The sequence below is a fragment of the Roseospira marina genome, from assembly GCF_014197855.1.
GTDB lineage: Bacteria > Pseudomonadota > Alphaproteobacteria > Rhodospirillales > Rhodospirillaceae > Rhodospira > Rhodospira marina.
Genome location: NZ_JACIGJ010000002.1, coordinates 135,487 through 160,156, shown reverse-complemented (window position 1 = coordinate 160,156; position 24,670 = coordinate 135,487). Strand labels below are relative to the sequence as shown.

Sequence of the window (24,670 nt, the reverse complement as noted above, 5' to 3'; positions counted from 1 at the left end):
TGCCCGACCTGACGGCCCGACCTGACTGAACGACTGATCCGACTCGACGCGAGAGGAGTCTCCGGCCATGACCGAGACGCAAATGACCGACGGTGCCCGCTTCGTGGCCGAATGGCGCGCCAATGCCGAGCAGTTGCAGCGCGACCACGCCTATGATCCGGCGCAAGAGCATGACGCCTGTGGCGTCGGGCTGGTGGCCGCCATCGACGGCAAGCCGCGCCGCGACGTCGTCGTCGCCGGTATCGAGGCCCTGAAGGTCCTGTTCCATCGCGGCGCGGTGGACGCGGACGGCAAGACCGGCGACGGCGCGGGCATCCACGTCGAGATCCCGCAGGACTTCTTCAAGGTCCACATCGCGGCCACCGGGCACGACCCGCTGGAGGGGCATCTCGCCGTCGGCATGGTGTTCTTGCCTAAGGCGGACCTGCTCGCCCAGGAGGACTGCCGCTGCATCGTCGAGACCGAGATCCTGGCCGCCGGCTACACGATCTACGGCTGGCGCCAGGTGCCGGTCGACGTCTCCGTGATCGGCGAAAAGGCCAACGCCACGCGGCCCGAGATCGAGCAGATCATGATCTGCAACACACGCGGTGTGGACGATGAGCAGTTCGAGCTCGACCTTTACGTCGTGCGGCGGCGCATCGAGAAGAAGGTGCAGGCCGCCGGTGTGCAGGACTTCTACATCTGCTCGCTGTCCTGCCGCTCGATCATCTACAAGGGCCTTTTCCTGGCCGAGCAGCTCACCAGCTTCTACCCGGACTTGCTGGACGAGCGGTTCGTGTCGAGCTTCGCGATCTATCACCAGCGCTATTCGACCAACACGTTCCCGACATGGTGGCTGGCGCAGCCGTTCCGGATGCTTGCCCACAACGGCGAGATCAACACCCTCACCGGCAACGTCAACTGGATGAAGGCGCATGAGACACGCATGGCCTCCGCGGCCCTGGGCGCGTCCATCGAGGATCTGAAGCCGCTGGTCCGTGCCGGTGGATCGGATAGCGCATCGCTCGACGCGGTGTTCGAACTGCTGTGCCGCGCCGGCCGCGAAGCCCCGATGACCAAAGCCATGCTGATCCCGGAAAGCCTGAATCAGGATGCGACCCTGCCGGAGCCGCACGGCGACCTCATCTCCTATTGCAACTGCGTCATGGAGCCGTGGGACGGTCCGGCCGCGATCTGCGCCACGGACGGCCGCTGGGTCGTCGCGGGCATGGACCGCAACGGCCTGCGCCCCATGCGCTACAGCGTCACGCGGGACGGTCTGCTGGTGGTCGGCTCGGAGACGGGCATGGTGCGGGTCGTGGAATCCGAGGTCGTGCGCAAGGGCCGCGTCGGTCCGGGCGGAATGATTGCCGTCGACCTGCGCGAGGGTAAGTTCTACGACGATCTCGGGATCAAGGACCGGCTGTCCGCCCGTCAGCCGTTCAATGACTGGGTCAAGCGCATCACCCGGCTCGACAGCCTGATCCAGCAGGACCGCAACGAGATCTCGCATATCTCGGGCGAGCCCCTCCGCCGCGCGCAGGTGGCGTTCGGTCAGTCCATGGAAGATATGGAGTTGATCCTTCACCCCATGGTGGAGGACGCCAAGGAGGCCATTGGCTCCATGGGCGACGACACCCCGCTGGCCGTTTTGTCCGACAACTACAGGGGGTTGCACCAGTTCTTCCGACAGAACTTCAGCCAGGTGACGAACCCGCCCATCGACCCTCTGCGCGAGACGCGGGTGATGAGCCTGCGCACGCGACTGGGCAACCTGGGCAACATCCTCGACGAGTCCCCGGAGCAGTGCGAGCTGCTTCAGCTCGAAAGCCCCGTGCTGACGAACGCCGAATTCGAGGCCATGCGCCGCTACATGGGCGACACTGCGGCCGAGATCGACTGCACGTTCGATCCGAAGGGCGGCGACAATGCCCTGCGCAACGCGATCCATCGCATCCAGCATGAGGCGGAGGACGCCGTGCGCGGCGGCCGCACCCACGTCATCCTGTCCGACACGGCCGCCGGGCCGGACCGGGCGGCGATTCCGATGATCCTCGCCGCCGGCGCCGTGCACACCCACATGGTGCGCCAACGCCTGCGGACCTTTACGTCCGTCAACGTGCGCACCGGCGAGTGCCTGGAAACGCATTACCACGCCGTGCTGATCGGTGTGGGCGCGACGACCGTGAACCCGTGGCTGACCCAGGAAAGCATCGCGGACCGGCATCGGCGCGGTCTGTTCGGGGACCTGACCCTTGATCAGGTCATGCTGCGCTACAAGAAGGCGGTCAACGACGGCCTGCTGAAGATCATGTCCAAGATGGGCATCTCGGTCCTCAGCAGCTATCGCGGCGGGCATTGCTTCGAGGCTATCGGCCTGTCGCGATCGCTGGTGGCGGAGTTCTTCACCAGCATGACGTCGCGCATCTCCGGCATCGGCCTCTCCGGCATTCAGCGCAAGGTGCTGGAGCAGCACGCCCGCGCCTATGACCCGTCCGTGGTCTCCCTTCCCGTGGGTGGCTTCTACCGCTACCGGCGCGGGGGCGAGCCGCACCAGTACGACGGCCGCCTGATCCATGTCCTTCAGGAAGCGGTGGCGACCGAGGGCTATCAGATCTTCAAGCGGTACACGGCGGGCCTGCGCGCACTGCCGCCGATCAACATCCGCGACCTGCTGGACTTCAAGCATGTCGCGGAGGCGATCAATGTGGATGAGGTGGAGAACACCAACGTCATCCGCCGCCGGTTCGTGACCCCGGCCATGTCGCTCGGCGCGCTGTCGCCGGAGGCGCATGGTACCCTCAACATCGCCATGAACCGCATCGGCGCGAAGTCCGACAGCGGCGAGGGCGGCGAGGACCCGGCGCGCTACAAGCCGCGCGCCAACGGGGATAACGAGAATTCCGCCATCAAGCAGGTGGCCTCTGGGCGGTTCGGCGTGACGGCCGAGTACCTGAACCAGTGCCGCGAGATCGAGATCAAGGTGGCCCAGGGCGCCAAGCCCGGCGAGGGCGGCCAGCTTCCCGGCTTCAAGGTCACGGCGGAGATCGCCAAGCTGCGCCACTCGACCGAGGGTGTCACGCTCATCAGCCCGCCGCCGCACCACGACATCTACTCGATCGAGGATCTGGCGCAGCTCATCTATGACCTGAAACAGATCAACCCGAGTGCCCGCGTCACGGTGAAGCTGGTCAGCCGCACCGGCATCGGCACCATCGCCGCCGGCGTGGCCAAGGCCAACGCGGACGTCATCCTGGTGTCCGGCCACAACGGCGGCACCGGCGCCAGCCCGCAGACGTCGATCAAGTACGCGGGCTTGCCGTGGGAAATGGGCCTGTCGGAGGTTCATCAGGTCCTGACCCTGAACCGCCTGCGTCACCGGGTGTTGCTGCGCACCGACGGCGGCATCAAATCCGGGCGCGACGTCGTCATCGCCGCCATGTTGGGGGCGGAGGAGTTCGGCGTCGGCACCACGTCGCTGATCGCTATGGGCTGTATCATGGTCCGTCAGTGCCACACCAACACCTGTCCGGTGGGCGTGTGCACCCAGGACAAGGCGATGCGCGACAAGTTCACCGGGACGGCGGAGAAGGTGGTGAACCTGTTCACCTTCATGGCCGAGGAGGTGCGCGAAATCCTGGCCTCGCTGGGCCTGCGGTCCCTCAACGAGGCGATCGGCCGCACCGACCTGCTGCATCAGATCAGCCGGGGGTCCGAGCATCTGGACGACCTGGACCTGAACGCCATCCTGTCCAAGCCGGACAGCGGCGGTTTGCCGGTTCACTGCGCCATTGAGGGCCGGAACGAGGTGCCGGAGACCCTGGATGCGCAGATGATCCAGGATGCCCGCAACGCGCTGGAAGACGGCGAGAAGATGCAGCTGACCTATACGGTGCGGAACACGCACCGCGCCGTGGGGACCAAGCTGTCGCACAAGATCGTGACCAAATACGGCATGACCGGTCTTCAGCCCGGCCACATTACGGTGCGCCTGCGCGGATCGGCCGGCCAGTCCCTGGGCGCGTTCGCGGTGCAGGGCCTGAAGCTGGAGGTGTTCGGCGACGCCAATGACTACGTCGGCAAGGGCCTGTCGGGTGGCACCATCGTGGTGCGCCCGGCTGTGTCCAGCCCGCTGAACTCGCACGAGAACACGATTATCGGCAACACGGCGCTGTATGGCGCGACCGGGGGGCAGCTGTTCGCGTCCGGTCAGGCCGGGGAGCGGTTCGCGGTGCGCAACTCCGGCGCCGAGGTGGTGGTTGAGGGCTGCGGCTCCAACGGCTGCGAGTACATGACCAACGGCACGGTCGTGATCCTGGGCGAGGTGGGCGCCAACTTTTGCGCCGGCATGTCCGGGGGCATGGCGTTCGTCTACGATCCGGAGAACCTGCTGCCGGTCCGCATCAATCCGGACTTTGTCATCTGGCAGCGGATCCAGGTCGATCACTACGACGAGCGCCTGAAGGCGTTGGTGGATGCGCATGCCCGCGAGACCCAGTCGCGGTTCGCCCAGCGCCTGCTGGTCAATTGGGACCGCGAGGTCAAGCACTTCTGGCAGATCGTGCCGAAGGAGATGCTCGATAAGCTCGCGGTGCCGGTCACGCCGGAGGGCGTGGAGCCCGGCGCGGTGGGCACGGCGGCCGAGTAGGCCGGCCGGTCCGTCTCAAGGCCCCAAGAATGGCGAAGCCCTGCCGGTGCCCCCGGCGGGGCTTCGTTGTGTTTGCGCTCTGGGTGTGCGCCGTGGGGCGGGGTCAGGCCGGTGTGCCGTTGCCGTTTGCGTTGGCGCGGGCCTGGGCGAGCAGGGGGGCGGCTTGGTCTCTCGGCCCGCTCCGTTCGGCGAGGCCGATCGATAGCGTCGCTTCGGGGGCCAGCCGTCCCAGCCGCTCCGCGATGGGGGCGAGACGCGCCTCGGCACTCGCCCAATCCTGAAAGGGGAGCACGACGGCGAGCCCGCCGTCGGGGCCGCGCCCCAGCACGTCCGTCGGGCTCAGAATTTCCCGCAGGATGCGGGCCAGCAGGCGGTCGATCTCCGGCCCTTGCGCCGCCGCCTCCTCGGCGGCCTTGGGCGTGCGGCCTTGCATCCAGGCCACCGTCAGCGGCAGGTCCAGCGCCGTGGCACGCTCCAGCAGGGTGCGGATGCGCGACTCCAACGCGGACCGCACCAGGACTGGGCTGTCGCCCTCGTGGTGGTGGCGGAGCCGGCGACTTCGGGCACGGGCGGCCTGTCCCACGACGGTGGCCGCGAACAGGTCCGGGTCCACGGGCCATGGCATCAGCACATCCCCGCCGCGCGCCAACGCGCCGGCCACGGGGTCGAGGCTCGGTGACGGCAGCAGCACCACCAGCCCCAGCGCGTCCCACGTGGGATCCTGCCGCAGCGCCATGGCGAGATTGAGGGCGCCCCGGGCCTGGGTGCGTTCGACCATCACCAGGGCGTCGATACCCCCTTCATCGCCGGCATCCGCGAGGAGATGGAGCAGGGCCGACGGTCCCGGCACAATCTCGGCGAGGACGTTGGCGCTTTCCAAAACGTGGCACAGCAGCGCGGCAAGCGCCGGCTCCGGGTCCAGGATGGCGACCCGGGTGACATCGTCGCGCACGGTTGCGGATACGGTGGCGAAATGGTCCACCAGTGCATCCGCATCCACCGGCTTGGTCAGCACGCCGACGGCGCCGGCGGCCACGGCCTCGGCGCGTGCCTGCGGGGTCGGCTGCGCCTGGGCGCCATACCAGGGACGCCCAGCCCAGACCCCGCGCGGCCCGGTCAGGTCCGCCATGCGCTCCAGGCCCTCGGGCACGACATCCAGGTCGATCAGGGCGATATCCGGCGGCGCGCCCGGATGGTCGGAGGGCACGTCCGGGTGAGCCTCGACGGACCAGCCGTACGCGGCCAGACGGTCGGTGACGGCGCTCCACGGCTCCCCGGACCGCGCTCCGAACAGCCTCATGTCGGGACCGGCGCCGGGATTGCGGGCCGTTTGGGGGGGCGGCACCCGCTGGGGGGGCGGCGGGCGGCTGAACAGGGTGGACGTGGCTGGATCCAGCGCGGCGACGCGCTCCAGCAGGCGGCGGTCCAGCAAGGCAATTTGGGCGCGCGCGGCCGGAGACATCGGCGCGTCCCGGTCCAGCAGGCTTTCCAGGAGGATCTCGAGCGCCCCGGCGGTCCGGCCGGTTGAGACGAACCCCATGGAGCCGGCGGAGCCCGCCAGTTTGTGGGCGGCCCGGCTGGCGCGGGTTAGTGCGGGGCGGAGCCCGTTCGGGGCCGCCGCGATCCCCTCGGCATCCGCAGTGACCTCTCGGTTTTCGAGGACGCCGAGCGCGTCATGAACGTCGGCAGCGATCTCGCGGGCGACGGTCGGAAATCCGGCAACACTCTCCCATAACAAGGCATACCCCTGCTGTATGGCGGTTGGATCAGGCATGCCGGGACGCGCTCCAGTCACGCCAAAGCTGATCCAGCGTCTGCGATAAGGTCATCGGGTCAAACGGTTTGGCGAGAACACCGGCAACGCTGCCCATGCGGGCCGCGCGGTCGGCGATCGCGTCGGGCCGCGCCGTCAACAGCACGGCCGGAGGACCGGGCGGGGTGGCGCCAGCGGTTAAGGCATCCACCAGATCAAGGCCATCTCCGTCCGGAAGCTGGACGTCTACCACCAACAGATCCGGTTGGAAGACCGCCACCTGCTCCCGGGCTTCGCGGCAGGTGGCACAGGCCAGGGTGTCCAGGCCTCCGATGTCGCGCACGGCAAGCTCAAGCAGGACTCGCAGCGCGTCTTCATCATCAACGAGCAGGACACGCTGGAGGCGTGCGGACGGCGGCGTTTCCTGGCTCAAGGACAGGTCTCCACTGCGGCTGGACGGAAACACTTGATGGCACACCAGCACGGCGGTCGCGTCAACCGCGAAGACTCGTCTTCCGGCGCCGGAAGACCCCCCAGATCCCGGCGCGGATTTGAGCGCGGATTCGGGCGATGGGCGTGGCGACCAGGACGCCGAGCGGCCATGAGCGCGACACGAGCATGCCGAACAGAACGTCGCTGGCGGCGCCCGGCGCGGTCAGGGGCGGTGGTTCGACCGGCTCCGGAGGAAGACCGGCGCGGCGCCGCGTTCGATTGCGCAGGGGGCGGGTCACGCGCCAGGGCCAGGATCGCCACAAGGCCAGCGCCCGGCGGCGGTCGCGGCGGGCGGTGCGCTCGCGTGCGTCCGTCGAGAGCGGGCGTGCCGCGCTGCTGCCGGGCGGCAGGCGCGCCGCGCTCAGCCCGGCAAGGAGGGCGGCCGTGAGCGGGGCGAGGACCGGCGGGGTGACGGCGGCCCACAGGCGCGGTGCACGGGCCAGGGCCGTTGGCGGCTCCGTCCACGGCCGGCGGCGTGACACCAGGACCCGCGGCACGGCCTCGTGGGTCAGGCCGGCGGCCCGGCAAACCGCGACGAGGCCCCAGAGGCCGCTCAAGGGGTCCCAGTCCCGTGCGGCGCATTCGATGGCGGCGCGGGTGAGGACAAGGCCGGGGCCGGCCACCAGTGGGGTGGCCTGGGCGCTGGCCGGGACGGAGTCGAGGCAGGGAAACACGCGGCCGTCTCGCGCGTCCCTCCAGGCCGGAGCCAGCAGGGCGGCCCCGGTCCGAACCAGGACCGCGTCCAGGAGGGACAGGGCACCCGGCGCGATCTGGTCTGCGTCGGTCAGCAGGCAGACCGGGGTCGGATCGTTCGCGGCGTGTCGCGCGACCAGGGCCGCCTTCCAGGTTGGTCCTGGGGTGTCCGCTGGCGCTATCAGCGGGGTGATCGGGTTCGGTTGGGGTGTGGTCGGCGGCGTCCGGTCGCCGGGGGTCGCCAGCAGGTCCGCATGCCACGCCGCCCAGATCCGCGCGGTGTCCCGCGCATCGTGCGCGGGCCGTGCGGGCGCGAATGGCTGCCCGAGCACGGTGCCCAGCCGCTCGGCCAGCGCGTCCGCGTCATAGGGGACCAGAACCCGCGCGTGGTCCTCGGTCGCGATCAACTCCGGTATGCCTCCGGTCGCGCTCGCCAGCACCGGAATCCTCAGGGCCAGACACTCGTGCAGGGTCATCGGGCTGTTTTCCGCCGGCGCCAGAATGAGGGCGAGCCGTCCCGGCGCCCTTAGCAGCGCCAGCGCGGCGTCCCGGTCGAGGCTGTCGCACACGGTCGCCGGCCAGGGCCAGGACGCGGCCCGCCGCCCGATGACACGGGCCGCCGGCTCGCCCTGGACCGTCGCGGCGCGGCCCAGGAAGATCACGGCGGTCGGCGCGGCAGCGGTCGGATCGGTCCGCGTCGCCTCGGCGAGGCGGTCGAGCGCGTCCAGCAGCACCGCCACACCCTTGCGGTCCTCCAGCCGTCCGAACAGAACGAGGTGGGTGATTGGGGCGGTCTCGGTAGCGGGCGGGCGCGGGGGGCCGGGGTCCGGCAGCGGCTGCGGCATGAGGCGGACGTCCGGCGCCGGCGCGCCCCGGGCCTCCAACCACGCCGGCATAAAGCCGCTCGGGCTCCACACGGCGTCCATGAGGCGGGGTGCGATCCGCTCTAACTCGATCTGGATCAAGCGGGGCAGGTCCTCCAGGGGCGTATCGTTGCCGGTCATCGCCCAGTCGGAGGCGCCATGCAGCCCGAGCACCAGCCGGGTTTGCCGGAGCGCGATGCCCTGGGCGCGGGCGCGACCGGCGAGCGCCGCCTCGCCACCCCAGTCGTTGAAATGCACCAGATCAAAGGCCTGTGCCTCCAACCACGCCAGCACCTGCCAGCGGCGGGCCAGGGAGCGTTCCGCCCACAGGCCGCCCATGGCCGGCATGGTGGCGTCGTCGGTCGGGTCGGGCAGGGGCACCAGAGTGATGCCTCGGCGGCGGTAGTGAGCGACCCAGCGGTCGAAGGGCCCGTCCATGGAGCGGGTGCCGTTCAGGCACAGCACCGTGACGGTGTGCCCCTGGGCGACCAGTCCATCGGCCAGCGCGCTTAGGACCGTGGCGATGCCGCCGGTTCGGGTCGGGCCGAGGATTTCGGTGGTGACCAGACAAACGCGGGCGGTGGGCGGGCTGGAGTCCGTCACGCAGGCACCCCGGCGTGCCGCAACCGGCCTGTCACACGCGCCCGGGCCCGGGCGCGGTCCATGGTCGCGGACATGGAGGCCTTGGACAGGCGCTTGTGCAGCAGCACGGATGGGATCACGCGCTGTTCATGGCCCGCGATCCAGGCGCGCGCCAGCAGATCCCAGTCCTCGGCGCCGGTTGCGGGATCGGGATCGAATCCGCCCAGGGCATCGAAGGTCGTCCGCCGGATCAACAGACCGGCGTCTCCCAGCGCGTTCTCCTGGTCGATCCGCCCCGGCATGGGACCCAGGGGCGCATAAAGCGCGGCGGGTTCGGTGGGGATGGCGGTCTCGGGCGGCTCTCCGGTGAACAGCGCGGCCCAACTGGTCCAGATCGCCGCCCGGTTGGTTGCGGCGGCGGTGGCGAAGGTGGCAAGCGCGGCGGGCGGCAGAACATTGTCGTCGTCCAGGAACAGCAGCCACCTCGTATCCAGGGCCTGCGCGCCGGCCCAGCGTGCCGCGCCCAGGCTGGCACTCGTTTGGTACCGCAGGCGGACTGGACCGGTTTGCAGGGCCTGAACGGCGTTGCGCAGCGCGGCGCGGGCGGCCGGGTCCCGGCTGGCGGCGTCCACAACGGCAAGGGCGTCGGGCGGCCGGGTCTGGCTGTCGATCGAGCGCAACGCCCGGGTCACGAGCCGGGGCCGGTCGTGGTGGACCAGCACAAGGCCAATGGTCGGGCGATCCCGACCCGGCGGCGGACGGGCCGAAGGCAGCGCAGACAGCCAGCCGGGCAGATCGCCCATGCGTTCACCGGGCAGGACCACCGCGTCCGGCGGGGTCGGGGGGCCGATCCAGTCCGCCGAGGCCCGGGCCAGCCGGTCCAGCAGGGCGCGCGTCGCTCCGTCGGCATGGTTCTCGGCAGGATTGGCGGTGGAGGGGAGCGTCTCCCGGTCTGGCGCGGGCATCAGAATCCACCGGGCCGGCGGTGTCTCGATCGCGGCGTCTCGCGCCTGGGCGGCGCGGCCCAGCCACCACGGCGGTCCCAACGCGATGACGAGATCGGGTGTCTCTGCCCGGAGTTGGCGCCAGACGGAGCGTGCGTGATGATCCACCGGACCCGTGGCGTCGGGAGCCACCGTCACGACCGGCCAGCCACGATTCCGCAGCCGTTGGACCAGGGGCAGCCGGTCGGGCGTGTGGGCCACCACGCAAACCCGCCACGAGTCCACACGCAAACTGGGCATGGCTCTCCCGCCTTTCGAGAAGGGCTCAGTCGAACGCATCTTTGAGCCCCAAAATCCGGCATGATAGTCTTGGGCACGCGGCGTTGGGGTGGGGTAACGGCAGGAGTTGGAATGAGTATGGGTGGACGGGATCATCAGGACATCGCCATGGGCGTCATTGCCGACGCCGAACGCGCGGTTGCGGACCTCAGTGGGCGGCAGACCGATCGGGACCACCGTATTCAAAAGCTAAACGACCTTTTCGTGGTCGTCGAGCAACGCTATCAGGCCATGCGGGAGGATCTGCGGGACCGGGATGCGCGCATCGAGGCTCTGGAGGAGACTAACGATCTTCTCATCGCCGCCATTCAGGGGATGACGGCCCGTATTCAGGCCAGTTCGGACGCTCTTGACCAGAGCGACTCGGGCCTGACCGACGCGCTGGCTCGCTCCGAGACGCTGGTGTCGGAGGCGTTCGGCACCGGTGGAAACGCCAATCCGACACAGCCGCCGGAAACGCCGCCCCACCCGGACGAGGCGGGCGACGAGTCTGAGCCCTTCGTCCTAGAAGACCTGGAGGACGGCGAAGACGGCGAAGACAGCGAAGACAGCGGGGCGTCGGCGACCCTCGACGCGACCCTCGACGCGACCGACGACGACGGCGGGGACGGACCGCTCGCGATGGCCGGCACCATGGAGGACCCCGCGGACGCCGATGGGGCGGGGGACGACCTCGTGTTCGAGGAGAGCCCCCTGCCAGGGGATGATCTGCAGGCGGACGCCGAGGAGGAGGAGGTCGGCTCGGTCGGGGACGGCCTCGATGCGGATCCGGGTGCGGACGATGTGGACGAGGACCCGGCGGATCTCGCGCTCGTCTCCGATGACGACGGCGAGGAACCCGTGACCTCGGACGACGAGGCTGACCCGTTGGTGCCCTGGACCGAGACCTGGTCGGTCGGAGCCGCGGCGATCGATGAGGATCACCGCGTCATGGCGGCCTTGATCAACCGCTTGCCCGACGCATTTCGCGAACCGGAAAGCGATTGGGTCGTGGGCCACATCCTGAACACACTGTGGGAGTTCACGGACTTCCACTTCGGGCGGGAGGAGGCCCTGTTGCGGGCTGCCAATTTCCCGGGAGCGGCCGATCACGCCGGGCGCCACGCCGATCTGAAGCAGCAATTGCGCACGTGGTTGGATCAGTACCAGAAGGACCCGGATTCGGTAGATGCCGAGACCCTTCAGACCTTCCTGAAGAGCTGGTTGATGAACCATATTCTAGGCGAGGATATGCGCTATAAGCCCTATGTGGAAAAGAACACGGACGCGCAGGCTTTGGCCGAGGCTATGCCCGTGCCCCCGGAGGTCCGGGGGAGTCTTGAAGACGCCGGCGTGGTCTGACCCTCGGCATCCGCCACGCAGGAACAGAGGGAAAGGGGGGCCCCATGGATGAGCGCAAGGCGGCGGGTGCGGGGGGGGACACGGCCGACTCGGTGCTGGCCGAAATGCGGAGGGAGTTCCTGGATGAACTGGCCGACGGCGCCCGTGACCTGACCCTTGCCATCGATGCCGCGCGGCATGACCCCGGTACGGTGCCCGAGGTCGTGCGGCTGGGCCAGCGGTTCGGGCTGACCATTCGAAGCCGTTCTGAAACGCTTGGCCTGAGTCCGCTGACCGCCATTGGTCTGCGTCTGGGCGACTATCTCGGGGAAGTCCGGAACGTGCCCGCCGGTCTGGTGCTTGACGACCTCGAACGATTCGTGGAGTTGGCGCTGGATATCGGCGAGGGGCGCATTCCCGTCGATGCGGAGCAGGGCCCGCTAGTGCGGACACTGCCCGCCAAGCGCGGGTTCGCGCCGGCCGAGGTCGAGGTGCGCGACATTGAGGTCGTGCTGGTGATGGAGCCGGGCACCCAGACACACTTCGTTGAGCGCGAATTGCAGCAGTGCGGTTACCGCACCGTTCAGGTCAGTTCAACCTTCGAAGCGTTGCCGCTGATCGTCCGCACAAAGCCCGACATGGTGGTCGTGTCCGCCGTGATGCCGGGCCTCAGCGGCATTGACTTGACGATCGGGCTGACCGCCATGCCGGAGACTCGGAATGTGGCCGTGGCGTTGATTACGAGCCTGGATCCCAGCAGCGATGCCCTCTCCCTGCTGCCCAAGCGCGTGCCGATCATCAAGAAGGGGCCGTCGTTTGGCGACGATCTGTTCAACGCGCTCGACAATCTGTTCCTGATCTGACGGCCTCGGATCGGGACGGTTTCATTCGCAGGGCGGTAGGTCCGACGCGCGGATATCGCCGCCCGTGAGGGCCTCCAGACGATATCGGGCGGTGGTCACGTCACTGGCGGCGGTCGCCTCGGCGGCTTCGGCGGCGTGCAGCCGGCTGTAGGCCCGCATGAGGTCGGTGCGCTCCGCCGGGGTGACGCCGTCGGCCTCTATGGCGTCGATGAGGTCCTGGAGCCGCGCCCGATAGCTACGAACGGCCTGTAGGCGTCCGCACGCGCCCGACCCGGTTATGGCGCCCCCCGAATCGTTCGGCAGGCCGGCATCGACCGCCGTGGTGTGCGTGTCCTCCAGCACGGGGGCGACGGTACGCGCGCTCGCATCCGGGCGCGGTCCGTAGGCGGGCTCTGGCGCGCACGCCCCGAGCGCAAACCCAAGACTAAGGATCAGCCCGACGGCGGACCCGAGTCCCGAGCCTAGGTCCGGACGGCCGGTCGGTGCTGCGGCAACGCCGGACCATGCAGGGGACGGTAGACCCGGACGGGGCATGGCGGAACACTCCGGACAGGCAATGGTATGCCGACACTTGGGCGATCAGATGTCCGTTCGCAAGCGGACGTGCTCGGCCCGGCGATCGGGCTGGACCGGCGCCGTGTGCGGGCTAAGGTGCGGATGACCCGTCCCCTTCGTACACTGAGAAAAGCGAGATCACCATGACCGAGGCTGTGTCCCTTCCGACCGACCGGGCCCGGGGCCTGTTCGTGCCTGTGCTTACGCCGTTCGAGGCCGACCGGACGGTGTCCATGCCGCGCTTTCTGGATCAATGCCGCTGGCTCCTGGCGAGTGGCGCCGATGGCCTCGCGGTGTTCGGGACCACGTCGGAAGCGAACAGCCTTGGTATCGACGAGAAAATCGACCTGCTGCAGAGCCTGATCGATGCGGGTATCCCGGCCGCGCGTCTGATGCCCGGAACGGGAACCTGCGCGCTTCCGGACACCGTGCGCCTGACCCGTGCGGCTGTGCAGGCGGGCTGCGCCGGTGTGCTGATGCTGCCGCCGTTCTACTACAAGGGCGTGTCGGACGACGGCCTGTTTGGCAGCTATGACGCCGTCATCCAGCAGGTCGGGGACGCGCGGCTGCGCATCTACCTGTACCACTTCCCGCAGCTCAGCGAGGTTCCGCTGTCGCCGGCTCTGGTCGGCCGGTTGATCGCCGCCCATCCGGACACGGTGGTAGGGCTGAAGGACAGTTCCGGCGTGTTCGAAAACACCCGCGATCTCCTGGAGCGGTTTCCCGGGTTTGCCGTGTTCCCGGGGTCGGAGGCGCGCGTCCTGGAGGCGCTGCGTCTCGGGGCCGCCGGGTGCATCTCGGCGACAGCGAACGTCAATCCCGCCGGAATCGCCGCCGTGATCGCTGGGTGGCAGGGGCCCGAGGCGGTCGCGCTTCAGGAGTCGGCTTCGGCCGTGCGGGCGGTGTTCAGCGAGGTGCCCCTGATTCCCGCCTTGAAGGCCGTCATGGCCGAATGGCTGGCCGACGACGGCTGGCGCGCACCGCGCCCGCCGCTGCTGCCCATGGAGCGCACGGCCGGCGCGGCACTGGCGGATCGGTTGGCGGGGTTGGGTGTCTCGTCCCGGCGATCGACCGAAGCCTGACGGAGGTCCGGGGCACTGCGACCGGCCATGCCTTGTCTTGTCTTGTCTCTAAGCCCCGATCCCGAAACGACAACCGCCGCGAGGGGTTCCCCTCGCGGCGGTTTGAGGTGCGGCGCGGCCCTTTGGGTCAATGGCCCGGGTCCTTGTCACCGCCGGTCGCTCCTCCCCGATCCACTTGCGTGGCCCCCTCCTTATGCCCTGAGCCATGCGCCTAGTGCAAGAAAAATCGTTGCTGCATTGCAGAAGACGCATACCCTTGACGGTCATGAGGGAAAGCCCCGCAGAATCACTCGCTTAACGGAGCGTCGGTTTCGGTCTCAAGGACCCGGGCCAGCGTCAGAACATCGACCGCGACGGCGCCCGCCTGCCGCAGGGCGCGCGTGCAGGCCTCGACCGTGGCGCCGGTGGTCATCACGTCATCGATCAGCAGCACGCGCTGACCGGCAATTCGGATCGGCCGGGCGACGCGAAAGACATGTCGCACATTGGCGGCCCGGTCCCGCCGGCCTTTACCGCCTTGCGTGGGCGTGGCGCGGATCCGGGTCAGCACGTCCGGCGACCACGGGCGGCGGCTGTGGGCCGCGAGGGCCCGCGCCAGCAGGCCCGCCTGATTGTAGCGGCGCTGCCAGAGACGCCAGCGGTGCAATGGGACCGGCACGATCAGATCCGCCGATTCGAGCAGCGGGGCGCCGGCACGTGCCATCCAGCCCGCCAGCGCGCCCGCTGCGTCCGTCCGGTCGCCATGCTTGAACGCGAGGATCAGGGGGCGGGCGCCGTCGTCGTAGACCAGGGCGGCCCGGGCGCGGTGGTAGGGTGGCGGACGGCGGGCGCAGGCGGCGCAGAGCAGGCCGGTCGCGTCCTCATCCACCGGCGCGCCCCAGTCCCCGCCGAAGGGTACGCCGCAGCGGGCACACACCGGTGCCGTGATGAAGGTTGCCGCCTGAAAGCAGGGGCTGCACAGGGCGCCGGGATCGGCCACCAAGTCGCCGCACCGCAGGCAGCGCGGCGGCAGCACCAGGTCAAGCGCCGGACGCAGCCACGCCGCGACGGTGCGTCCGTGGCGGCGCAGCCCCCGATCCAGCCTGCTGGGGTCTTTCATTACGGCGCTCAGATGCTTGACCTCCGCCCTTTACGGCCTCCCGTGCACCGTGCCCGGCGTCTTTTTCCACCGTCAGGCGGCCGGAGCATCACTGCGGCCTTAACATCGCCCTCGCGGTACGCCACAGTGCCCTGTATGAGTGGCCCATCCGATACCATGACCGTCTTCGACCGCCGCGTGGTGCGCTGGCGCCGCGAACGTGCGGCCGTGGATTGGCCCCAGTTCGATTTCCTGATGCGCGAAACCGCGGACCGGCTGGTGGACCGCCTGGATGATATCACCCGGGCGTTTCCCCTGGCGCTGGATCTGGGCTGCCATGGGGGCGAGATCGCGGAGGCGCTGAACGGGCGGGGCGGTATTCAAACCCTGATCCAGGCCGATCTATCCCCGGCCATGGTGCGCTCCGCGGCCGCGCGGAAGACAGGTCCCGTGCTGGCGTGCGACGAGGAACTGTTGCCGTTTGCCCCCGCATCGCTCGACGCGATTCTGAGCAATCTCAGCCTGCACTGGGTCAACGACCTGCCGGGCGCGCTCATCCAAGCGCGGCGCGCCCTGCGGCCGGATGGCCTGTTCCTGGGCTGCTTGCTGGGCGGCGATACCCTCAGCGAGCTGCGAACCTGTCTGGCCGATGCCGAAATGGAGCTGGCCGGCGGCCTGTCGCCCCGCACGTCGCCGCTCGCCGATGTGCGCGACGTCGGGAATCTTTTGGCGCGTGCCGGATTCGCGTTGCCCACGGTGGATGCCGACATCATCACGGTGCGCTACGAGAGCCCGCTGAAGCTGATGGCCGATTTGCGCGGCATGGGCGAAAGCAACGCCGTGCTGGCGCGGCACCGGGGCCTTGGGCGGCGCGACGTGATGATGCGGGCCGCGCAGTTGTACCTGGAACGCCACCAGGGGCCGGACGGTCGGGTGCCGGCGACGTTCGAGGTCATTACCCTGACGGCCTGGGCGCCTGACCCCAGCCAACCCAAGCCGCTTCCGCCTGGGTCGGGACAGACCAGCCTGACCGACGTGTTGCATTGAACCGCCGATCCTCGATCTGGCCCGCCCCACCCGTACGGAAGACGAACGAGCCTCCATGGATTTTCCCGCTCCTCTAATCCGCGGCACCCTGGTGCGCCGCTACAAGCGTTTCATGGCCGATGTCGACCTGGAGGACGGTACGCGCGTCACCGCGCATTGTGCCAATTCGGGGTCGATGTTGACCGTCAAGCCGGACGGGGCGGAGGTGTGGCTGTCGGAGGCCGACAATCCCAACCGCAAGCTGCGCTATACCTGGGAACTGGTGCGGGTGAACGGCCATCTGGTCGGTATCAACACGAACCGTCCCAACGCCATCGTGGCCGAGGCCATCACGGAGGGTCGGATCCCGAGCCTGACCGGCTATGAGTCGCTGCGCCGCGAGGTGAAATACGGCCGAAACAGCCGGATCGACATCCTGCTGGAAAGCCCGCAGCGGCGGACCTGCTATGTCGAGATCAAGAACGTGCACATGAAGCGCGATCCGGGCCCCGGCGCGCCGGCCGAGTTCCCCGACGCGGTCACCGCGCGTGGCGCGAAACACCTCGACGAACTTGTGGACATGGTGGCGGCCGGCCACCGCGCCGTGATGGTTTATCTTGTGCAGCGCGGCGATTGTGGCGCGTTGCGCATTGCAGGCGATATTGATCCCGCTTATCTAGAAGCCCTCGAACGCGCGCGTTCGCTCGGGGTGGAGGCGGTGTGCCTTGCGTGCACTGTCACACCGGGTCGAATTGTCGTCGCCGACTCCCTTCCCATCAATCTGGACCGAATCTCGTGATGACTGAAGCCGCTGCCCGTTCCGAGTCCCAGGTGGCCCTCCATGGGTCGGATGCGTTCGCCGCCATGCGGCGGGCAGGACGGCTGGCGGCCGAGACCCTCGATTTCATCACGCCCTATGTGAAGCCGGGCGTCACCACCGAGGAGCTGGATCGTCTGTGCGCGACCTTCGTCGCGGATCACGGCGCCATCTCGGCGCCGCTGAACTACAAAGGCTTCCCGAAGAGCATTTGCACCTCGATCAATCATGTGGTCTGCCACGGTATCCCGGGGCCGAAGACGCTGAAGGACGGCGATATCGTCAACATTGACGTGACGCCCATCCTGGACGGCTGGCACGGCGATTCCAGCCGCATGTTTTATGTCGGGAACGTTGGTGTGAAGGCGCGGCGTCTGTGCGAGGTGACCTATGAGTCCCTGATGCGCGGGCTGGCTGTGATCCGGCCGGGGGCGACCCTGGGCGATATCGGCCATGCCATCCAGACGTTCGCGGAGGGGCATCGGTATTCCGTGGTGCGGGATTTCTGTGGGCATGGGGTGGGGCGCGTCTTCCACACCGCGCCCAGCGTGATGCATTTCGGCCAGCCCGGCACCGGCACTGTGTTGCGCGAGGGCATGATCTTTACCGTCGAACCGATGATCAACGCGGGCCGGTGGGAAACCAAGATTCTCGCGGACGGCTGGACGGCCGTGACCAAGGACCGCTCCCTGTCGGCCCAGTTCGAGCACACGATCGGCATCACCGCCGACGGCATCGAGATCTTCACCGAATCGCCCAAGGGCTGGCACTGCCCGCCGTACGAGGGCGCGTAACCCCTTTTCCGGAGATCCGGGGGGATCTGGCCGTTCGTCCCCGACTCATCCTCCGACCAGAACCGTGAACTCACCCCTTACGATTTTGTTGGGTGGGCCGACCGGCTCCAGCACGGTGTCGCCCAAGCGGCACTGCGGGAGCTTGTTCGTTAGGACGGTGGCGCTGCCGTCGATCACGACGCCGCCACCGTGCGGCGGAATCGGCAGCGGGGTTGCGCAGGCGTGAATGTCGGCGCCGCCGGCCGCGCCGCTGATCATGCTTCCCATCGAGGCCGCGGCCGTGGCCTTGGTCGTTTCCTCCGCGGCCTTGGCGGCGGGCGCGCCGGGCGTTCCGGCTGCGGCCGTGCTTGCGGCTTCGGCGGTTTTGATAACGGCGTCCGAGGCCTGTTTCGCGGCCTGGAGTCCCCCGGCGACGGCGGCCGGCACGCCGCGCCACGCCGGCAGTTTGCCGATCAGAACGTTGAACGATCCCGGGCCCGGCGTCAGCACGGGGGGCAGGGGATGCGCCACGTTGTCCGTGACTCGGGCGGCGGGGCGGCCCATGGCGGATCTCCTTTCGGGATGGGAATAGGCTCCAGCTTGCCCACCAGCGACCTTGTGCGCAAGATCGGGGTCAGCACAATCCGGCCCGGGCCCACATCGTCCCGCCGCCGTTACGCCGATACGGGTGTCATCATGAGCCGGAGCGAAAGCCTGAGAAACCTGGGGCGGGCCATCGCTACCCATCCCGTTCCCGCCGAAGCCGTGTTCGTGGGCTTCGATCTCTATTTGCAGGTGTTCGCCAGCGGCAAGGTACGCATGATCGGGTTCACCGCCGGGGGGCAGCGCGTGGCACCGGAGGACGCGCGCCCCGACGGAGCGGTTCCATTTCCCGCCATCGGGCGTGGTGTCGTGGTCTGCTTTGATCCGACCCTGGAGCCGGAGGCGTTTCGTGTGGCGCCCTGATCTACTACGGAGCAGGCCTTAGACAGGGCTCCGATGGAGCCAGTGGCAGCGTGAATCGGAACGTGGTTCCGGCGCCTGGGGTGGACGCGATCCCGATCTGGCCGCCGTGGCGGTGGACGATCCGCCGGCAAATCGCTAGTCCCATGCCGGTTCCAGGCTCCCCGTCGGTGGCGAGGCTCAGGCGCTGGAACACGCCGAACACGCGGTCATGGTCCTGCGGGGCGATGCCGATGCCATTGTCGTGTATGCGGACCTCGACCATGGCGTCCTGCGGGGCCCAGTCCACGGTGATCTCAAGGCGGCGGTCGTGCGCGCGATAGCGCAGCGCATTGCCGATCAGGTTTTGAATCAGACTCACAATCTGATCCGGCGTTCCACGCACCGCGGGCAGATCGGGGGCCACGGTGACCAACGCGCCGATCTCGTCCAGGCGCAGACGCATCATATCGAGCACGGTCTGGACCGTGGCGGACAATGCCACCGACTGCAGCGGGCGGGCATCGGTGTCCAAGCGGGCATAGGCCAGCAGGTCGTGGAGCATGGACCGCATCCGCGCTGTGCCGTCTGTGGCGTATTCAATGAACTCCTGGATGTCCGGCGTGATCGTCTCGCCCAGGTGCCGACGGACAAGACCCAGGTAGCTTGAGACCATGCGGAGCGGCTCCTGCAGGTCATGGGACACGGCGGCCGAGAAATCCCGCACCGCGATATTGTGCCGCCGCAGGTTCTCGGCTTGCTGGGTGCGATCCGTGATATCGAACAGGCTGATGTTCAGAAGGCGCCGTGACTCGACGGTCTCGATGGCGACATCGGCATACGACACGTGGGCCGCGACCCGGCGGGTAGCACCCGTTTCGAGCCGGTGAGTCTGCTCCACCACGGCGCCGTCGTGGGCGGCTGCGTCTCGCAGCGCGTCCAGGAACGGAGTCGTGTCGGTGGGATCCGTCACCACGAAACGGGCCAGGGGCTCGTTCCGCATGGCATCGAGCGAGGCCCCATAGAAGCGGGCCGCGCAGGGATTCGCCTTGACGATCCGCCCGGTGGCTGGATCGACCAGCAGCTTGACCACCGGATTGGCATCGAACAGGTGGCGGAACAGGGTTTCACTGTGGCGCAGGGCTTCGTTCGCGCGCCGCCGCTCGGAGATGTCGCGCATGACCCCGAACAGGCCCACCAGGGCGTCGGTCTCGTCGCGATGCGGATACACCATCAGTTCGACCCACAGCCGCTCGCCGTGACGGTTCACGGCTTCGATCTCATGGCGAGTGGTGGTGGTCGGGACGCCCCGGCGCTCCTGATCGATACGCCTCCGCATCGCCTGTTCCAGGTGCGCTGCGCCGTCCGGTGTGAACGCGACCTGAGCGCGCTGGCCGATCAGGGGGGCGCGGTCAAGCCACGCGAGCACCTGATGGCCTCCCGCGACCTCGCGGATGGTCAGGTCCAGGTCGAGCTGCCAGACCACGTCGCTGGTGTTCTCGGTGATCGCGCGATACTTCTTTTCGCTCTCGCGCAGTGCGCGCTCGGCGGCCTTGCGGGCGGAAATGTCGGTCAGGCAGGCCAGAATAACGATCTGGCCGCGCCAGCGCGCCGCCTGGTAGGAGGCCAGACAGGGCACATGTGTGCCGTCGAGACGGACCGCGTCGAACTCGACATCTTGCACCAAGCCCGTTTCTTGAAGCGTGGTGACCAGTTCGGCCCGCCGGGTCGGGCTGACGTAGAAGCGGTTGGTGGTCACGTCGTCGAGGGGCGCATCCGGAGCGAGCCCAACCAGCGTCCGCATGTGCCGGTTCAAGGTCAGGATCGCGCCCGTGGTCCAGTCATTTAGCGTGCATGGCACCGGAACCGCCGCGATGGTGGCGTTCAGGGCGTGGGTGTCATCCGGCAGGACTAGGACGTTTCGGGGGAGCGCCACCGTCCTCGGGTTCCCTTCGACTCTGCACGTGAACGAACAATCGTAATCGTACAGTGTCCGTGCAGAGAAGCCCAGCGGCGATGCACACGAGTCAGATGCGAAAACCCATGGTTTCGGGGAGCCACAGGGCGAGGCCCGGAAAGGCGATCACCAGTCCCATAGCAATCAGCATGGCGACGATCGGCCATAGCACCCAGCGAACGGTGGATTCGATGGGCACCCCCGCGATCTTTGCCGTCACCATCAGGTTGACCGCGACCGGGGGCGTGAACTGCCCGACCGCGATGTTCATCGCCATCAGCACGCCGAACCACACGGGGTTCCAGCCGAACGTGGTCATGATCGGGATCAGGAGCGGCAGCGTAATGAGGTAGATCGACACGCCGTCGAGCACCATGCCGGCCAGCAGCAACACGACCATGACCATCAGCAGGACGACGATGGCGTTGTCGGACAGCGTCAGGATCAGTTCGGCGGCGGCATCGAACGCGCCCAGGGTGGAGCCGGCCCAGGCGAAAATGCCCGCGAGGGAGATGATGATCATCACCACCGCGGAAACGGAGGCCGAGTCCGCCAGCACGCGGGCGATGTCGCGCAGGCCCATGGTCCGGTGCAGGAAGACGCCGACGATCATGCCGTAGGCTACGGCCACCACGGCCGCCTCGGTCGGCGTGAACAGGCCGGAGCGCAGGCCGCCGAGGATGATGATCGGCGCCAGCAGGCCGGGCAGGGCTTCGGCCAGACTGCGGCCGAGCGGGGGGCGGCCCGCGTCCTCCTCCGCGCCGAAGCCATGGTGGCGGCTCAGCAGGAGCGCCGGCAGCGCCACGGCCGCGCCCGCCAGGATGCCCGGCACGATGCCGGCAGCGAACAGGGCACGCAGGTCGGTGCCGGGCACCATGATGGAATAGACAATCAAGGCGATGGACGGCGGGATCAGGATGGCCGTGGAGGCCGAGGCGGCGATGATGCTGGCCGAGAAGGCGCGGGGGTAGCCGGCCTTCATCATGCTGGGGATCAGCACGGTGGCGACGGCGGCGGCGTCCGCCGGGCCGGACCCGGACATGCCGCCCATGATGAGGCAGACCAGGATGGCCACCAGCGCCAGCCCGCCACGCCTTGGCCCAACCACGGCCTGGGCGAGCCGTACCAGCCGGGCGGCGACGCCCGACCGTTCGAAGATCATACCGGTCAGGATGAACAGCGGGATGGCGATCAGGGGGTACTTGGCGATGCTGGTGTAGGCGATGGTCGCCGTGTTGCCGACGGCGTACATGTCCAGGCCGACGAAGATGGCGGCGAGCCCGGCCATGCCCAGGGCCACGGCGACCGGCGTTCCGGCCATCAGCAGGACGATGAAGCCCAGCAGAAGAACGAGGTTGGCGGTCATCGGTCGGCCCTCGCGCGCCGCACCAGGCCGGAGAGACGCGGCGCCAGAACGCGCGCCAGGATTAACAGGGAGAGCAGGGGCAGCCAGATCGTGTAAATCCAGGTCGGATAGCCCAGGGCGGGGGAGGTCTCGCCCCAGCTGTATTCCTCCCAGGTCAGAAGGGCGCCGTAGTACGCTAGAACCCCGAACAGAATCACGGCCGCCAGCATCGACAGGGCGTCGCAGATCCCGCGTCCGATCGGGCCGAGGCGACGGACCAGCACCGTGATGCGGATGTGGTCGTCGGTGGCGAAGGCCAACGCGGCGCCGACGAACGTCAGCACCACCAGCAGGAAGACCGACACCTCCTCGGTGAACGCGAACGACACGTTGGTGGCATAGCGCACCACCACGTTGGCGAAGCTGATCACGCAGATGATCGCCATCGCGGTCGCCCCCACCACCTCCTCCATGCGGAACCGTCGGGGCGAGGGGGGCGCGTCATCGTCGCGGTTGGGCCGATGCGCGGACGGGTCGGATGCGGGCATGGTGGGATCACTCTGCGGAAGGATCAGGCCCGCGCCGGCGGTCGGCCCGGACCTGATGGCGTTCGTCGTTGGTCGGCTGATGGGCGCGGTTGGATTGGGACCGGGCGGATCAGCGGTTGGCGATGGACTCCTCGGCCATCTCGACCAGATCGGGGCCGATCTTGGCCTTCCACGCGTCGTAGACGTCGCGGGTGGCTTCGACGAAGGCCTGACGCTGCTCCTCGGTCAGGCGGGTCACGGTTACGCCGTGGCCTTTGATCTCCTGGATCATGCTGTCGTCTTCGTCGGTCAGGCCCGCGCGCGCAGCCTCGATCCCGGCGCGGCCGGCATCAATGGCCGCCTGCCGCAGGATCTCCTGATCCTCCGGCGTGAAATCGCCCCAGGCCTTGTCGCTGACGGCGAAGATCAGCGGGTCGGCGACATAGTGCCAGGTGGTGATGTACTGCTGGCCGATCTCGTGCATCTTGGCGACGCTGTATACGGTCAGCGGGTTTTCCTGGCCGTCCACGGCGCCGGTCGTCAGGGCGGGCTTGGCGTCGGCCCAACTCATCTGCACAGGGTTGGCGCCGAGCGCGGTGAACGTGTCGTTGAACAGCGGAGAGCCGACGACGCGCATCTTCAGGCCTTCAAGGTCGGCCGGGGTCTCGATCGGGTGCTGGGAGTTGGTGACCTCGCGGAAGCCATTCTCGGCCCAGGCGAGCGGCTCCACGCCGTTCTCGCGGATGATCTCGAACAGACGGTCCCCGACCGGGCCGTTGGTCAGGGCGTCGAGCGCCGCGTAGTCCGGCAGCAGGAACGGCATGGCGAACAGGTTCATCTCGACGATCTGCGGCGACCAATTGATGGTCGAGCCCACCGCCATGTCGATGGCGCCGCGCCGCATGGCGTTGAATTCCTTGGTCTGCTCTCCCGCCACGAGTTGCGTGCCGGAATAGACCTTCATGTTGATGCGTCCGTCCGTGCGCTCCGCCACCAGACGGACCCATTCGTCGGCCGCGATACCCCAGGGGAAGGGCGCCGGCAGAACGGTGGAGACCTTGTATTCGTCCTTGTAGTCGGCGGCGTGCGCCACCGGGCCGGTCAGCGCCACCGCCACGGTCGCGCCGGCGGCGGCAAGCAGGGTCTTGAACGTCATCGGGTTTCCTCCTGACGGGCTTTTTATTCCGAAGGGACCGCTGGCGCCCGCCCTGGGGGCCCGCGAAAGACCGCCGGTCCGAGGTATCGACCTTGCGTCGCGCGACCGCTGTGCGATCGGTCGTGACCGTATGATCCCCCCGGGCCGGTGCGTTTGTTTCGTGACCCGTTGCCGAGACACACCGGAATGGTCTTACCGCACCGGCCTGAGGGGCGAAAGAGGGGATGGCCGGGAATCAGGCCGCTACCACCCGCATGGCCCCATGCCGGTCCCGTCACGCGGTTGCGAGCCTGGGGCTGCGCCCATACCGCGTCCCGGTCCCATGCCCGATCCCATGCCCATACCTCCGCCCATACCGGCGCCTCGGCCGGAGGCGCCGATGCGCCAGCGCGGGCGCAACGCAGCATCGCGCAGTTCAAAGGTCAGGTCGCCGACCTGAACCGTGCGGGCGATGGCGGCATCAGCGGGCATGGCCTCGGTGCGGAAGGTCTCAGTTTCAATGCGGGTGCCCGGCGTCACGGCGTCGAGCAGATCCGGCACGGCGGCCACCGGCCCGAGGTGCAGGTTGATCCGGGTGCCGTCGTCCGTGTCCAGGATGAGGTGCGCGCCCACCGATGCCCGGCCGGTGGTCATTGCGCAGGGCGCGTCTTCGACGGCAACGACGCGGCCGGCCATGGCCTTTGTTGTGGTGGGGGTGCCCTGTCGGACGATCCCCTCGGCATCGCCCAGGCCCCGTTGCGCCTGCGCCGGGCCGGCGAGGAGAAGTCCGAGCCCCAGAAGCGCGGCCATGGGCGCGGCCATGGGCGCGGCGATGATCGGGGCCGATTGAAGGGTGTTGATGCAGGTCATGACGGACCTCCTGCGTCAGGAGTGGCACTGTCCGCCGGGGGCGCGCGCCCGTTCGACCCTCCTGTCATCATGAGGGTCCGAGGG

The 24,670-nt window shown here is 68.6% G+C and carries 20 protein-coding genes; 8 read left to right on the top strand and 12 right to left on the bottom strand.

Translation table 11 applies throughout. From position 1 onward, the window contains the following. The first annotated feature begins 67 nt into the window (after positions 1-67). Complete coding sequence (gltB, locus tag GGD82_RS03235) at positions 68-4,630, top strand: glutamate synthase large subunit (RefSeq protein WP_246163706.1); 4,563 nt, start codon at positions 68-70, stop codon at positions 4,628-4,630. Between the two features lie 103 nt (positions 4,631-4,733). Here gltB and GGD82_RS03230 read toward each other — a convergent pair whose 3' ends face one another. The 4 genes from GGD82_RS03230 to GGD82_RS03215 form a co-directional block, all read right to left on the bottom strand. Beyond that, complete coding sequence (locus GGD82_RS03230) at positions 4,734-6,404, bottom strand: Hpt domain-containing protein (protein ID WP_150061042.1); 1,671 nt, start codon at positions 6,402-6,404, stop codon at positions 4,734-4,736. Next, positions 6,397-6,816 (bottom strand): response regulator, encoded by a 420-nt coding sequence (locus GGD82_RS03225; protein ID WP_170284146.1) that lies wholly within the window; start codon positions 6,814-6,816, stop codon positions 6,397-6,399. Before GGD82_RS03225 ends, GGD82_RS03230 begins: the two co-directional genes overlap by 8 nt. A 61-nt stretch (positions 6,817-6,877) precedes the next feature. Then, positions 6,878-9,034, bottom strand: a complete 2,157-nt coding sequence (locus GGD82_RS03220; protein WP_150061044.1) for a glycosyltransferase family 4 protein — start codon at positions 9,032-9,034, stop codon at positions 6,878-6,880. Then, on the bottom strand, positions 9,031-10,257 hold the full coding sequence (locus tag GGD82_RS03215; protein ID WP_170284147.1) for a glycosyltransferase family 2 protein: 1,227 nt from the start codon (positions 10,255-10,257) through the stop codon (positions 9,031-9,033). Before GGD82_RS03215 ends, GGD82_RS03220 begins: the two co-directional genes overlap by 4 nt. 111 nt (positions 10,258-10,368) lie before the next feature. On the opposite strand from GGD82_RS03215, the gene GGD82_RS03210 reads away from it, so the two are divergent. Then, complete coding sequence (locus tag GGD82_RS03210; protein WP_150061046.1) at positions 10,369-11,637, top strand: bacteriohemerythrin; 1,269 nt, start codon at positions 10,369-10,371, stop codon at positions 11,635-11,637. Positions 11,638-11,681: 44 nt separating this feature from the next. Further along, positions 11,682-12,479, top strand: a complete 798-nt coding sequence (locus tag GGD82_RS03205; protein WP_150061047.1) for a PleD family two-component system response regulator — start codon at positions 11,682-11,684, stop codon at positions 12,477-12,479. A gap of 21 nt (positions 12,480-12,500) precedes the next feature. On the opposite strand, the gene GGD82_RS03200 is transcribed toward GGD82_RS03205, so the two are convergent. Further along, the gene (locus GGD82_RS03200) at positions 12,501-13,013 is read right to left on the bottom strand and encodes a hypothetical protein (protein ID WP_184013223.1); all 513 of its coding nucleotides are present in this window, start codon (positions 13,011-13,013) and stop codon (positions 12,501-12,503) included. A gap of 164 nt (positions 13,014-13,177) precedes the next feature. Here GGD82_RS03200 and GGD82_RS03195 point away from each other — a divergent pair, with 164 nt between their 5' ends. Next, positions 13,178-14,116, top strand: coding sequence for a dihydrodipicolinate synthase family protein (locus GGD82_RS03195; RefSeq protein ID WP_150061049.1), 939 nt, complete (start codon positions 13,178-13,180; stop codon positions 14,114-14,116). Positions 14,117-14,402: 286 nt separating this feature from the next. Here GGD82_RS03195 and GGD82_RS03190 read toward each other — a convergent pair whose 3' ends face one another. After that, the gene (locus GGD82_RS03190) at positions 14,403-15,215 is read right to left on the bottom strand and encodes a ComF family protein (RefSeq protein ID WP_150061050.1); all 813 of its coding nucleotides are present in this window, start codon (positions 15,213-15,215) and stop codon (positions 14,403-14,405) included. A gap of 135 nt (positions 15,216-15,350) precedes the next feature. On the opposite strand from GGD82_RS03190, the gene GGD82_RS03185 reads away from it, so the two are divergent. Genes GGD82_RS03185 through map form a run of 3 tightly spaced genes read left to right on the top strand, consistent with a single transcriptional unit; the run spans position 15,351 to position 17,831 of the window. Next, on the top strand, positions 15,351-16,241 hold the full coding sequence (locus GGD82_RS03185) for a methyltransferase domain-containing protein (protein ID WP_246163707.1): 891 nt from the start codon (positions 15,351-15,353) through the stop codon (positions 16,239-16,241). A 55-nt stretch (positions 16,242-16,296) separates the two neighbouring features. Beyond that, a complete protein-coding gene (sfsA, locus tag GGD82_RS03180; protein ID WP_150061051.1) occupies positions 16,297-17,019 on the top strand; it encodes a DNA/RNA nuclease SfsA in 723 nt (240 codons plus the stop codon). Continuing rightward, entirely contained in the window at positions 17,019-17,831 is an 813-nt protein-coding gene (map, locus tag GGD82_RS03175) for a type I methionyl aminopeptidase (RefSeq protein WP_150061052.1), read from the top strand. Before sfsA ends, map begins: the two co-directional genes overlap by 1 nt. Before the next feature lie 45 nt (positions 17,832-17,876). Here map and GGD82_RS03170 read toward each other — a convergent pair whose 3' ends face one another. Beyond that, a complete protein-coding gene (locus GGD82_RS03170; protein ID WP_150061053.1) occupies positions 17,877-18,374 on the bottom strand; it encodes a PAAR domain-containing protein in 498 nt (165 codons plus the stop codon). A 132-nt stretch (positions 18,375-18,506) separates the two neighbouring features. On the opposite strand from GGD82_RS03170, the gene GGD82_RS03165 reads away from it, so the two are divergent. Further along, positions 18,507-18,776, top strand: a complete 270-nt coding sequence (locus tag GGD82_RS03165; protein ID WP_150061054.1) for a hypothetical protein — start codon at positions 18,507-18,509, stop codon at positions 18,774-18,776. A 4-nt stretch (positions 18,777-18,780) separates the two neighbouring features. On the opposite strand, the gene GGD82_RS03160 is transcribed toward GGD82_RS03165, so the two are convergent. The 5 genes from GGD82_RS03160 to GGD82_RS03140 all read right to left on the bottom strand — a co-directional run bounded on the left by GGD82_RS03160 (position 18,781) and on the right by GGD82_RS03140 (position 24,586). Continuing rightward, the gene (locus tag GGD82_RS03160) at positions 18,781-20,688 is read right to left on the bottom strand and encodes an ATP-binding protein (RefSeq protein ID WP_150061055.1); all 1,908 of its coding nucleotides are present in this window, start codon (positions 20,686-20,688) and stop codon (positions 18,781-18,783) included. Between the two features lie 91 nt (positions 20,689-20,779). Next, the gene (locus GGD82_RS03155; RefSeq protein WP_150061056.1) at positions 20,780-22,075 is read right to left on the bottom strand and encodes a TRAP transporter large permease; all 1,296 of its coding nucleotides are present in this window, start codon (positions 22,073-22,075) and stop codon (positions 20,780-20,782) included. Next, positions 22,072-22,602 carry a TRAP transporter small permease gene (locus GGD82_RS03150; protein ID WP_150061057.1) on the bottom strand — a complete coding sequence of 177 codons (531 nt, stop codon included), beginning with the start codon at positions 22,600-22,602 and terminating at the stop codon, positions 22,072-22,074. Before GGD82_RS03150 ends, GGD82_RS03155 begins: the two co-directional genes overlap by 4 nt. A 109-nt stretch (positions 22,603-22,711) precedes the next feature. Further along, on the bottom strand, positions 22,712-23,737 hold the full coding sequence (locus GGD82_RS03145; protein WP_150061058.1) for a DctP family TRAP transporter solute-binding subunit: 1,026 nt from the start codon (positions 23,735-23,737) through the stop codon (positions 22,712-22,714). Positions 23,738-23,980: 243 nt separating this feature from the next. After that, positions 23,981-24,586 carry a MamS/MamX family magnetosome protein gene (locus GGD82_RS03140; RefSeq protein ID WP_150061059.1) on the bottom strand — a complete coding sequence of 202 codons (606 nt, stop codon included), beginning with the start codon at positions 24,584-24,586 and terminating at the stop codon, positions 23,981-23,983. Positions 24,587-24,670: the final 84 nt, after the last annotated feature.

Excerpts from the sequence above, each read along its gene's own strand:
- gltB (WP_246163706.1), top strand. The coding sequence starts at position 68 with ATGACCGAGACGCAAATGACCGACGGTGCCCGCTTCGTGGCCGAATGG.
- GGD82_RS03230 (WP_150061042.1), bottom strand. The coding sequence starts at position 6,404 with ATGCCTGATCCAACCGCCATACAGCAGGGGTATGCCTTGTTATGGGAG.
- GGD82_RS03215 (WP_170284147.1), bottom strand. The coding sequence starts at position 10,257 with ATGCCCAGTTTGCGTGTGGACTCGTGGCGGGTTTGCGTGGTGGCCCAC.
- GGD82_RS03210 (WP_150061046.1), top strand. The coding sequence starts at position 10,369 with ATGAGTATGGGTGGACGGGATCATCAGGACATCGCCATGGGCGTCATT.
- GGD82_RS03205 (WP_150061047.1), top strand. The coding sequence starts at position 11,682 with ATGGATGAGCGCAAGGCGGCGGGTGCGGGGGGGGACACGGCCGACTCG.
- GGD82_RS03200 (WP_184013223.1), bottom strand. The coding sequence starts at position 13,013 with ATGCCCCGTCCGGGTCTACCGTCCCCTGCATGGTCCGGCGTTGCCGCA.
- GGD82_RS03195 (WP_150061049.1), top strand. The coding sequence starts at position 13,178 with ATGACCGAGGCTGTGTCCCTTCCGACCGACCGGGCCCGGGGCCTGTTC.
- GGD82_RS03190 (WP_150061050.1), bottom strand. The coding sequence starts at position 15,215 with ATGAAAGACCCCAGCAGGCTGGATCGGGGGCTGCGCCGCCACGGACGC.
- GGD82_RS03185 (WP_246163707.1), top strand. The coding sequence starts at position 15,351 with ATGAGTGGCCCATCCGATACCATGACCGTCTTCGACCGCCGCGTGGTG.
- sfsA (WP_150061051.1), top strand. The coding sequence starts at position 16,297 with ATGGATTTTCCCGCTCCTCTAATCCGCGGCACCCTGGTGCGCCGCTAC.
- map (WP_150061052.1), top strand. The coding sequence starts at position 17,019 with ATGACTGAAGCCGCTGCCCGTTCCGAGTCCCAGGTGGCCCTCCATGGG.
- GGD82_RS03170 (WP_150061053.1), bottom strand. The coding sequence starts at position 18,374 with ATGGGCCGCCCCGCCGCCCGAGTCACGGACAACGTGGCGCATCCCCTG.
- GGD82_RS03165 (WP_150061054.1), top strand. The coding sequence starts at position 18,507 with ATGAGCCGGAGCGAAAGCCTGAGAAACCTGGGGCGGGCCATCGCTACC.
- GGD82_RS03155 (WP_150061056.1), bottom strand. The coding sequence starts at position 22,075 with ATGACCGCCAACCTCGTTCTTCTGCTGGGCTTCATCGTCCTGCTGATG.
- GGD82_RS03150 (WP_150061057.1), bottom strand. The coding sequence starts at position 22,602 with ATGCCCGCATCCGACCCGTCCGCGCATCGGCCCAACCGCGACGATGAC.
- GGD82_RS03145 (WP_150061058.1), bottom strand. The coding sequence starts at position 23,737 with ATGACGTTCAAGACCCTGCTTGCCGCCGCCGGCGCGACCGTGGCGGTG.
- GGD82_RS03140 (WP_150061059.1), bottom strand. The coding sequence starts at position 24,586 with ATGACCTGCATCAACACCCTTCAATCGGCCCCGATCATCGCCGCGCCC.